We start from the raw sequence: 10,825 nt of genomic DNA, 5'->3' as shown, positions 1-10,825 counted from the left end.
TGCGATCATCGCTGCTATGAGGAGCCGATACCTGAGGAGAAACACTCCGATCCCAGGGAGCGAGACCTCACCGGACTTCGCCAGGGAGACGTCGGCGTCATGTTTGGTCTCAACCACGTTCCCTTGTCTCCTCAGACAATCAATCCGTCCGATCAATCACCAACCAAACCGTAGCCACACTCGCAACGATCGCCGAGATCTCACGAAGCGTCTCCAGCCTGGTCGGCCCCTCATCAGGCTCCTTCACCGGCACCACCACCGTCGACCCCGGCCTGACCTCCGGATCCCTCCAGAACCGCCGGATCGGCCGCGACATCCCGTTGGCGTACACCACGTGCGTCCCCCACTTGTCCGCCCTCTCGGCGTACCCACCGGCACGCGACACGTAGTCCGATAACCCCAACCCGTCTTCCCACACGACGCTGGTCGAGAAGTTCACCGCCCCGACCACCTTCACCGTGTACGGCTCCGGCGGCACCACGATCTCGTCGCCGGCCTCGAGGATCACATCGTGCTCGTCTTCGGGGTTCTCCAACGCCTTCTCCAGATCCAGCGCCACGTTCCCGATCGAGTCCTGCGACCGCTCCAACCGCGCTCCGGCCAGATACGCCGTCGGCTTCAACCCCCCGGCCCGCTCGATCACCGAACTCAAGCGCTCGTCCGGACTCTCCAGCGAGTACTCGCCGGGATACATCACCTCGCCGCGCAGCTGCACCGTCCGCTGCGTCTGCCACCACGGCAACCTCCGGATCTGCACGCGGTCGAAGGGCTCGAGCTCGAACGAGCCGTTCACCTGCAGCCAGTCGTCGCCGAGCGTCACCATGGTCACATCGATAGTGCGCTCGGGCGGAATCTCGCTGTCGGCCTCTCGTAAGGCCTCCAAGCGCAGACGTGAGACCTCGGCCCGCAGCCGGTCGGCCGACTGCCGCAGCCCCCCGGCCTTCAACACCACGTCGCGCAGGGTCAGGCCCTCGCGCCAATCGAAGGTCCCGGGCGAGCGCACCTCGCCGCTCACGGTCACGCTGAACCGGTCGTTCACGTCCCAGATCGAGTAGATGGTGAGCACGTCGCGCGGTTGCAACTCCAGGTCGCGCCCCGGATCGGAGAGCAGTTCCCTCAACGGCACGTCCTGGCTCCGATACGTCCCGTCGTCGTCCACGCGGTCCAACGTCGCACGTTCCAATAGGGTGTCGTCCCACAGCCCCCCGGCCCGTTCGACCAGCCCGGCCACGGTCTCGCCCTCCACGTACTCGTACCGGCCGGCGTTCTTCACGTTGCCCTGCACCTCGACCACGTTCAGCAGGCGCTCGGGCACGCGGTCCACGCTCAGGCGGTCGCCGTCGAGCAGCATCGGATTCGGGTCGGCCCCGAGATCGAGGTCGCGCTGCACGCGGTCGGGCTCGCCGGGCACGCGTTCGGCCGGGGGCAGCACGCGGGTCACGTGCACGAGGTCGGTCACGGCGTCCACGGCGAAACCGCCGGCATAGCGCACCAGATCGGCCACGCCCTCGCCGGGGATCAACTCGTAGCGCATCGGCCGCCGCACGGCCCCGCTCGCCCGCACGGTCACCTCTCGGATGGGCACGAACACGGTATCGCCCTCGCGCAGGATCACGTCGCCGCTGCGCTCGCCGCGAAGCAGGTAGTCGTACAGGTCCACCGTGGCGACCTGTTCGGTCCCGCGCATCAGGGTCACGTTGCGCAGGCTGCCCTGGGCGTTCGGGCCGCCGGCGGCGTGCAGAGCGGTGAACACGGTCGACACCGAACTGAGTTCGTAGGCACCGGGTCGGGCGGCCTCGCCCACCACGAACACCCGGATCGCGCGCAGGCGGCCCAGGCTGACGTCGACGAAGGTCGTGCCGCCCTCGCCGCTGGGGTCGATGCCCGAGTACGAGCGGCTCAGTTGCTGGCGGATCGCCCGGGTCAGGTCCTCGAGCGTGCGGTTGGCGGCGCTGATGCGGCCGGCGCGCGGCAGGATGATGGTTCCGTCGCGGTCGACCACCCGCTCGTGGCGGAACTCCACCTCGCCCCACACGTCGACCACGATCTGGTCGCCGGGGCCGATCAGGTAGTCGGCGGGCACGGGGCCGAAGCTCTGGGGCCCGAACATCGCCGGATCGCCGCGGAAGAAGTCGGCGCCGAAGAGGTCCGAGGGGGCCTCGTCTGCTGTATCCCCGGTGGCCTCGGCCACCACGGACTCGGCCTGGGTCTGCGACAGCGGCAGCACCACGGCCGGCTGCTCGGGCAGCTCGGTGCGGCCGGGTTCGGCCAGGGTGTCCTCGGGGCTCGCGGCCTCGCCCTGCTCGAGCCGCTCGCGCAGCTGGGCGCGCTGTTCGGGCGTCAGCGACTGCAGGCGGCGCAGGTCCGCGGCGGACTGGGCGCCGGCGGGCGCGGCGCTCGCCAGCACGGCCACCAGGGCCACGATGGTGCAGCAGGCTCGTCGGATCGGCCGGAGCCGTCGACCGGGGAGGCTCACCACGAAGTCCTCGGATTCGGGTGGTACGTCGCTTGCGGGTGCACGATGCAGCCGGGCGCGAGCAGCCTGCGTGCGACCGTTGCGGCGCACCCTAGCGCAGGCCCCGATCACCGGCAACGCCTAAAGAAGAGCCCCGGTTTGGCCGTTTCCGCCCGATGGCGGTACACTCCCGGACCGATCCCCTGCCCCGAACGGGACCTGTCCCGTCGCGCCACCTCAGCCCGGATCTGCGCCACCCATGAGCGATTCCCACCGCGGGAGTGAACACTACTCCCTCTCCACCCTCCGCCAGCTCGAGGCCGAGGCCATCCACATCATCCGCGAGGTGGCCGCCACCTTCGACAAGCCGGTCATGCTGTACAGCGTGGGCAAGGACTCGTCGGTCATGGTGCACCTGGCGCGCAAGGCCTTCCACCCGGCGCCGATCCCCTTCCCGCTGATGGTGATCGACACCACGTGGATGTTCCCGGAGATGTACCAGCACCGCGACCGCACGGCCGAGCGGCTGGGCGTGGAGATCCTGAGCGAGACGAACTGGCAGGCCAAGGAGCGCGGCGCGAACCCCTTCACCTGGGGCTCGGTGGAGTACACGAACGTCATGAACACGCAGGCCCTGGTGCGGGCCCTGCGCGAGCACCGCTTCGACGCGGCCTTCGGCGGCGCCCGGCGCGACGAGGAACGCTCGCGCGCCAAGGAGCGCATCTTCAGCTTCCGCGACGAGCACTCGCGGTGGGACCCGAAGAACCAGCGCCCCGAGCTGTGGGACCTCTACAACACGCGCGTGCACCGCGGCGAGTCGATCCGCGTGTTCCCGATCTCCAACTGGACCGAGCTCGACATCTGGCAGTACATCCTCGTGGAGGACATCGACCTCTGCGAGCTGTACTACTCGAAGCCGCGCCGGATCGTCCGCCGCGACGGGATGCTCATTCCCTACTACACGCCCGACGACCACGAGTACTTCGACCACCCCATGGAGCTGTCCGACGGCGAGCAGGTCGAAGAGGTGTCGGTGCGCTTCCGCACGCTCGGCGACTGGCCGCTGACGGCCGCCACCGAGAGCACGGCCACCACGGTGCAGGAGATCGTGGCCGAGACCATGATCGCGCGGCAGAGCGAGCGCTCCACGCGCATGATCGACTACGACCAGGACGCTTCGATGGAGACGAAGAAGCGGGAGGGCTACTTCTAGCATGAGCGACATCGTGGGCCAGGTCACGGTCGAGGAACTGCTGCGCCGCAACGAGGAATCCGAGCTGCTGCGCTTCTCCACCGCCGGCAGCGTGGACGACGGCAAGTCCACGCTGATCGGCCGTCTGCTGTACGACTCGAAGTCGATCTTCGAGGACCACATGGAAGGCGTCGAGGCGGCGAGCAAGCGCCTGAACCGCAATCTGGACCTCGCCCTGCTCATGGACGGCCTGAAGTCCGAGCGGGAACAGGGCATCACCATCGACGTCGCCTACCGCTACTTCTCCACGCCCACGCGGCGCTTCATCATCGCCGACACGCCGGGCCACGAGCAGTACACGCGGAACATGGTCACCGGCGCGTCGACGGCGAACCTGTCGCTCGTCCTGATCGACGCCAAGAACGGCATCACCACGCAGAGCAAGCGCCACGGCTTCATCGCCTCGCTGCTGCAGATCCCGCACGTGGTGGTCGTGGTCAACAAGATGGACCTGGTGGACTGGTCGCAGGAGCGCTTCGACGAGCTGCGCCAGGAGTACTCGGACTTCGCCGCGAAGCTCGAGATCGACGACCTGTCGTTCATCCCGGTGTCGGCCCTGTTGGGCGACAACGTGGTCGAGCGCAGCGCGAACATGCCCTGGTACCAGGGGCTGTCGCTGATCCAGCACCTCGAGCAGGTGCACATCGCCGGCGACCGCAACCTCATCGACCTGCGCCTGCCGATCCAGTACGTGAACCGTCCCAACCACGAGTTCCGCGGCTACTGCGGCACCATCGCCTCGGGCGTGCTGCGCCAGGGCGACGAGGTGATGATCCTGCCCAGCGGCCAGACCTCGCGCGTGAGCCGCATCGTGACCTTCGACGGCGACGTCGAGTACGCCTACCCGCCCCAGTCGATCACGGTGTGCCTCGAGGACGAGCGCGACATCTCGCGCGGCGACATGATCGTCAAGCCGGGCAACCAGCCGCGCGTGGAGCGCCAGGCCGAGGCCATGCTGGTGTGGATGGACGAACAGCCCCTGCAGGTGGGTTCGCCCTACCTGGTGCGCCACTCCTCGGCCGAGGTGCGCGGCACCGTGGCCGAGCTGCGCTACCGCGTGGACCCGAACCAGCTGCACCGCGAGGACGCCGACGCCCTGGGCCTGAACGAGATCGGCCGCGTGGAGATGCAGTTCCACGCCCCGCTCATGCTCGACCGCTACTCGGAGAACCGCGCCACGGGCTCGTTCGTGCTGATCGATCCGCTCACGCACCGCACCGTCGGCGCGGGCATGATCGAGAAGGCGGGCCGCCGCGACGCGATCGCGGTCGCCGAACCGGCCAGCCGCAACATCACCCGCCACCGCGGCCACGTCACGCCCGAACGGCGCGACGAGCTGCTGGGCCACCGCCCGGCCACGCTGTGGTTCACGGGGCTGAGCGGATCGGGCAAGAGCACGGTGGCCTTCGCGCTCGAGAAGCGCCTGGTGGACATGGGCCACAAGGCCTACGTGCTCGACGGCGACAACGTGCGCCACGGCCTGAACCGCGACCTGGGCTTCTCGCCGGCCGAGCGCACCGAGAACCTGCGGCGCATCGCCGAGGTGGCCTGGCTCATGAACGACGCCGGGCTGATCGTGATCACCTCGTTCATCGCTCCCTACCGCAGCGATCGGCAGCGGGCGCGCGAGGTGATCGGGCCCGACCACTTCTTCGAGGTGCACGTGGACGCCCCGATCGAGGTCTGCGAGCAGCGCGACCCGAAGGGGCTGTACGCCAAGGCCCGCCGCGGCGAGATCGGCGATTTCACCGGCGTGAGCGCGCCCTACGAGGCCCCGGAGGCCCCGGAGGTGCATCTGCCCACCGATCAGCAGTCGGTCGACGAGCTGGTCGACCGGCTGGTCGTGGCTCTGCGGCGGCGGGGCGTGATCCCGGAAACGACATAGGCTTTTCGAGCTATATGTGGACATTATAGGCCCTTTTGCCTATACAAGGGGTCAGCCCCCTTCCGGAGGTCCGCCCTTGGCCCTCGACGTCCACGCTCCGGTCGCCGTGCTCAGCGGCGACGTGGTCGGGTCCAGTAGCCTTTCGCTGGACACCCGGCGCCGGCTCGCCCCCACCCTGGCGGCGGCCACCGAGACCCTGCGCGCCACCCTGGGCGTCGCGGCCGTGCCTCTCCCCGTCGACGTCTACGGCGGCGATGCCTGGCAGCTGCTACTCCCGCGCCCGTCGACCTCCCTGCGCGCCGCGCTGCTGCTGCGCGCCGTCCTGCGCTCGGAACTCGCCGACGATCCCGGCGCCCCGGTCGACACGCGCGTGGTGATCGCCCGCGGCGGCGTGGACTTCCTCGCCGAGGACCGGGTGTCGCGCAGCGAGGGCGAGGCCTTCCGCCTGTCGGGCCGCACCCTGACCGGGCTCGGCCCGCGCCGGATGGCCTTCGTCCCCGCCGGCCGCTCGCATCTGCACGACTGGGACGTGGTCGCCCGCCTGCTCGACGTGCTCGTCTCGGACTGGACGGCGAAGCAGGCCCGGGCCATGGTGGGCGCCCTGCAGGGCTGGCGGCAGGATCGGATCGCGGCGCTGTGGGACCCGCCGGTCTCCCAGCCCACGGTGGCCGGCCACCTGCGCTCGGCCCACGCCGACACGGTCACCGCGGCCGTGACCGCCTTCGAAGCCCGTCTGGCCTCCCTGGAGGACGAGCCCTCGTGACCGACTCGTGGATCCTGCACCCGGGCCTGCCGCTGCTCGCCGCGCACGCGCTGGTGGACTTCGTGGTGCAGTCGAACCGCGACGTCGAGCAGAAGACCCGCCTGCACCCATGGGCCTTCGTCCGCCACGCGCTGCAGCACGCCGTGGTCGCCTGGGTGTTCGTCGGCGCGTGGACGGCGTGGTGGATCCCGGCGGCCGTCTTCGGCGCCCACGGCGCGATCGACGTCACCAAGGAACTGGTCCGGGCGCGCCTGCGCGCGAGCGGCCACCTCGACGCCCCGTCGAACCTGCGCCTGTTCTCGGCCGACCAGATCGCCCACGTGCTGTCGCTGGTCGCCGTCGCCGTCTGGCTCGGACCCCGCACTCCGGCGCCGCCGTGGCCGTCCTCGATCCCGGTCGATGCGCTGTTCGTGGTGCTGATCGGTCTCGTCGTCTGCGTGCGCACCGGCAGCATCGTGATCGCCCTGGCCGTCCGGCGCTTCGAGGGATCGTTGCGGCAGGCGCACGACGCCGCCGACGCCCCTGACCGCGCCCTGGGCATCGAACCGCGCGGCCTGAGCGGGGGCGGCCAGATGATCGGCGCCCTCGAACGCGCGCTGATCTTCTTCTTCGTGCTGATCGGCCGTGTCGACGGCGTGGGCTTCCTGCTCGCGGCCAAGTCGATCCTGCGCTTCGGCGACCTCAACGCCCGGCAGCAGCGGGTCGAGGCCGAGTACGTGATCATCGGCACCTTCATGAGCTTCGCGTGGGCGCTGTTCGTGGCGTGGCTCACCACGCGCGCGCTCGCCTCGGTCGGCTGATCACACCGGCTCGGGCGTACTGCCCGTCTCGCGCCAGAAGCTCGACAGCCAGCCCAGCGCCACGATCGTCCACAGCACCTCGGGAACGCCCGTGGGCAGCGTCCACTGCCCGGTGGTCGCCACCGACCACCACACGGCGTAGGCCCCGCCCATGGCCCCGACGAAGCTCCAGTGACCGGGGTGCGGCCGGTCGCCCAGCCACGGCAGCAGCCACAGTGCGTACCAGGGGTGCAGCGTGGGCCCGATCACCAGGAACGCGAACAGCAGCATGGGAATCGACCGCACCACGTCCTCGTTGCGCAGCCCCGCCACCGTGCCACCGATGAGGATCACCACGAAGGGCAGCACGCGCAGCACGTCGTCGGGGATCCCCACGTTGGCCAGCACGCTGTACAAGGGACTGTTGAAGCTCCAGTTCGCCAGGTAGGTGCGCAGACCCTCGAAGATGTCGACGCCACCCACCGTGAAGGGCACCAGCGCGAGCAGGGTGACGGCGACGGTGGTCGCGGCCATGCGCTTGAAGCCGCGGTGCGCCAGCCACAGCGGTAACAACAACAGGGCGTAGTACTTCGTCAGCGCCGCCGCCCCGAAGGCCACCCCCGCGCGCAGCGGATGCCCCCGCTCCATCCAGAACACCCCCAGCACCAGGGGCAAGGCGGCCAGGGCTTCGAGGTGTCCGTTGGCGCCGGTCTCCCAGATCGCCAGGGGGCACAGACCGTACACCGCCGCCGCTCGCCAACCCCGGGCGCCGCGACCGAAGAGCAGGGCCACCGCCCCCATGACCAACAGGTCGATGCCGGTCATGAGTACGCGCCAACCCACCACGCCCAGCTCCATCCGGGCCGCGATCCACGCCAACCCCTGCACCACGGGCGGGTAGATGGTCGGCACCTCGGGATGGTTGACCTTCGACGCCAGCTCGGGCGCGATCGACTGGATCATGGGTTCGGCCGGCGGGTGGGCGAAGGGATTCACCCCCTCGGCGAGGACGCGTCCGTCGAGCAGGTAGCGATAGAGGTCGTCACTGAGCCAGGGCGCGGTCGGCACCAGGACCAGACGGGCGATCAGGGCCCAGCCCAGGATCAGCCAGGGCGAACCGATCCAGTCGTCGTCGCGTGCGGCCACGAAGAGACTGAGGTACAGTCCCCAGGCGATGGCGTAGCCCAGCAGCCATTCGCGCGTGTCGATCGGCCCGGTCACGGAAAAGGCCATGAGACCGTACAAGCCCACCGACGAGACCCCGAGCGCCGCTGCGAGCTTGTTCCGGCGCTGGTGGAGCACTACCATCCCGGCCGATCTCCCATGAACATCGACTTCGTCCTCACCCTCTACGCGGCAGCCGTGGCCGGCCTGGCGGTGTTCGGTCTGCACCGACTGTGCCTGCTGCTCCTGTACGCGCGGGTCCGGCGGAGCGTGCCACCTCCCGCCGCCGCCGTCGACGACGAAGCGACGCCCCGGGTGACCGTCCAGCTCCCTCTTTACAACGAACGCTACGTGGCCACGCGTCTGGTCCTGGCCACCGCCCGGCTCGACCACCCGCGCGACCGTCTGCGTGTGCAGGTCCTCGACGACTCCAGCGACGACACCACGGCGCGCCTCGAGCGACTGATCCGCCGTCTGCGCCGCATGGGCTACGACATCGAGCACGTCCGTCGGCCCCAGCGCACGGGATTCAAGGCCGGAGCCCTCGAGTTCGGGCTGCAGCGTACCGACACCGACTTCGTCGCCGTCTTCGACGCCGACTTCGTGCCCGCCCCGGACTTCCTGCGGCGCACGCTACCCCACTTCGCCGACCCAGCGGTGGGCATGGTCCAGTCGCGCTGGGGTCACCTGAACCGCGAGTGCTCGCTGCTCACGCGGCTGCAGGCGGTGTTCCTCGACGGCCACTTCCACGTGGAGCACGTGGCCCGCAACCGTACCGGCCGCTTCTTCAACTTCAACGGCACCGCGGGCGTGTGGCGTCGGCAGGCGATCGTCGAGGCGGGCGGCTGGGAGCACGACACCCTCACCGAGGACCTCGACCTGTCCTACCGCGCGCAGATGCACGGCTGGCGCTTCGTGTACCTGGACGACGTGGTCAGCCCGGCGGAGCTACCCGAGGACATGAACGCCTTCAAGGCCCAGCAGCACCGGTGGGCCAAGGGCAGCGCCCAGACGGCACTGAAACTCCTGGTGCGGGTGCTGCGCGCGCCGCTGCCGCTGCCGGTGAAGATCGAGGCCGCGCTCCACCTGACCAGCAACTTCACCTATGTGCTGATGACCGGGCCCGTGCTGTTGTGGGTGCCCACCCTGGCCTCGGGCGTGGCCGACGACGACCCGCGCATGCTGCTGCTGGCCGGCACCATGGGCGCCACCACCACCTTCGTGCTGGCCTACTACCTGACCGGCCAGCGCGCGGCGGGACAGCGCGTGTGGGTAACCGTGTGCGAGCTCCCCGCCATGCTCGCCCTGGGCATCGGCATGTCGGTGAACAACGCCCGGGCGGTGCTGGAGGCCCTCGCCGGTCACCAGTCCCCCTTCCTCCGCACCCCGAAGTCCGGCGGACACGGCGACGGCACCGCCGCCGGCTCGTTCGACCGCTTCGCCTACCGTCTGCGCGCCCGCTGGCACACGTGGCTGGAGCTGCTGCTCGCCGGCTACTTCGTGTTCGGCCTCGTCGTCGCCGCCCGCGCCGAGAAGTGGGTGGCCCTGCCCTTCCTGCTGCTGTTCCTGTTCGGCTTCCTGTACGTGGGGCTGGGCTCGCTGGGGCGTCGCACCGACGGTCTTCTGCGCGTGGGATCGGTGGTGGCCGGAGTGGCCATGCTCGGCGCGCTGATCTGGGTCTCGACGGAGATGCTCGCCCGATGGCCGTGAGCGACGACCTGGGCCGGCGCCCGGTGCTGCGGGTGGACCCCTGGATCCAGACCCAGCGCACCACCGGCGGGATGACCACGCGCGTGGGGTTCCCGACAGCCGGGACCGGCCGCGACGACGAGCGCAGCCGTGCCCGCAGCCGCGAACTGCTCGCCCGCGCCCTCGGCCACGATCCGGACCGGGCGGCCTGGGTCCGTCAGGTCCACGGCACCGAGGTCGTGCGTGCCGGGCGCGGCGGGATGCACGGCGAGGCCGACGCCCTGGTCAGCGTGGACTCCTCGGTGGTGCTGCTCGTGTCGGTGGCCGACTGCGCGCCCGTGGCGCTGTGGGATCCCAGGGGCGGAGCCTTCGGCATCGCCCACGCCGGCTGGCGGGGCACCGTGGCCGGCGTGGTCGAGTCCACCGTCGCCGCGCTGACCGATCTCGGTGCCGAGCCACCGCGGCTGCGCGCCTGGGTGGGCCCGCGCATCGGCCCGCGGCGCTTCGAGGTCGGTCCGGAGGTCGCCGAGCGTTTCGACCCCAGCGACGTGCTGCCACCCGACGGCGACCGGCGCCGCCGCCCCCACGTGGATCTGGGCACGGCGATCGCGCGCCGTCTCGTCCGCTGCGGACTCGACACCGGGCGCGTGCGCCTGAGCGACGACTGCACCTTCGAACGCGATGACCTGTACTGGAGCTACCGCCGCGACGGCGGCCTGTGCGGCCGGCAACTGGCCTGGATCGGCCGCCGCTGACGCGGGTTCGGGCTTGGTCCTGCAGCCGGGTCGCAGCATACTGCGCCGTCATGGACAGAGGCCCCCGACACGGGACGGCTCCC

The 10,825-nt window shown here is 70.3% G+C and carries 8 protein-coding genes; 6 read left to right on the top strand and 2 right to left on the bottom strand.

From position 1 onward, the window contains the following. Nucleotides 1-139: 139 nt before the first annotated feature. Nucleotides 140-2,476, bottom strand: coding sequence for an SLBB domain-containing protein (locus VKA86_19595; protein HKK73415.1), 2,337 nt, complete (start codon nt 2,474-2,476; stop codon nt 140-142). 238 nt (nt 2,477-2,714) lie between these two features. Here VKA86_19595 and cysD point away from each other — a divergent pair, with 238 nt between their 5' ends. The 4 genes from cysD (at nt 2,715) to VKA86_19575 (ending at nt 7,155) form a co-directional block, all read left to right on the top strand. Then, nucleotides 2,715-3,668: a sulfate adenylyltransferase subunit CysD gene (cysD, locus tag VKA86_19590; GenBank protein HKK73414.1), complete on the top strand. Its 954-nt coding sequence runs from the start codon at nt 2,715-2,717 to the stop codon at nt 3,666-3,668. A 1-nt stretch (nt 3,669) separates the two neighbouring features. Continuing rightward, nucleotides 3,670-5,592: a sulfate adenylyltransferase subunit CysN gene (cysN, locus tag VKA86_19585; protein ID HKK73413.1), complete on the top strand. Its 1,923-nt coding sequence runs from the start codon at nt 3,670-3,672 to the stop codon at nt 5,590-5,592. 76 nt (nt 5,593-5,668) lie between these two features. After that, nucleotides 5,669-6,355, top strand: coding sequence for a hypothetical protein (locus VKA86_19580; protein ID HKK73412.1), 687 nt, complete (start codon nt 5,669-5,671; stop codon nt 6,353-6,355). Further along, nucleotides 6,352-7,155 (top strand): DUF3307 domain-containing protein, encoded by an 804-nt coding sequence (locus tag VKA86_19575; GenBank protein HKK73411.1) that lies wholly within the window; start codon nt 6,352-6,354, stop codon nt 7,153-7,155. Before VKA86_19580 ends, VKA86_19575 begins: the two co-directional genes overlap by 4 nt. Here VKA86_19575 and VKA86_19570 read toward each other — a convergent pair whose 3' ends face one another. Then, the gene (locus VKA86_19570) at nt 7,156-8,442 is read right to left on the bottom strand and encodes a glycosyltransferase 87 family protein (GenBank protein ID HKK73410.1); all 1,287 of its coding nucleotides are present in this window, start codon (nt 8,440-8,442) and stop codon (nt 7,156-7,158) included. Between the two features lie 15 nt (nt 8,443-8,457). Between VKA86_19570 and VKA86_19565 the strand changes: the two genes are divergently transcribed. Together VKA86_19565 and VKA86_19560 are read left to right on the top strand one after the other, a co-directional pair. Next, nucleotides 8,458-10,008 (top strand): cellulose synthase family protein, encoded by a 1,551-nt coding sequence (locus VKA86_19565; protein HKK73409.1) that lies wholly within the window; start codon nt 8,458-8,460, stop codon nt 10,006-10,008. Then, on the top strand, nt 9,999-10,742 hold the full coding sequence (locus tag VKA86_19560) for a polyphenol oxidase family protein (protein ID HKK73408.1): 744 nt from the start codon (nt 9,999-10,001) through the stop codon (nt 10,740-10,742). Before VKA86_19565 ends, VKA86_19560 begins: the two co-directional genes overlap by 10 nt. Nucleotides 10,743-10,825: the final 83 nt, after the last annotated feature.

Source organism: Candidatus Krumholzibacteriia bacterium, assembly GCA_035268685.1.
Taxonomy (GTDB): domain Bacteria; phylum Krumholzibacteriota; class Krumholzibacteriia; order JAJRXK01; family JAJRXK01; genus JAJRXK01.
Note: the sequence above shows the minus strand (reverse complement) of the source record. Positions and strands in the feature narration are given on the sequence as shown.

Coding starts and splice junctions, on each gene's coding strand:
- VKA86_19570 (HKK73410.1), bottom strand. CDS start 8,442: ATGGTAGTGCTCCACCAGCGCCGGAACAAGCTCGCAGCGGCGCTCGGG.
- cysN (HKK73413.1), top strand. CDS start 3,670: ATGAGCGACATCGTGGGCCAGGTCACGGTCGAGGAACTGCTGCGCCGC.
- VKA86_19565 (HKK73409.1), top strand. CDS start 8,458: ATGAACATCGACTTCGTCCTCACCCTCTACGCGGCAGCCGTGGCCGGC.
- cysD (HKK73414.1), top strand. CDS start 2,715: ATGAGCGATTCCCACCGCGGGAGTGAACACTACTCCCTCTCCACCCTC.
- VKA86_19560 (HKK73408.1), top strand. CDS start 9,999: ATGGCCGTGAGCGACGACCTGGGCCGGCGCCCGGTGCTGCGGGTGGAC.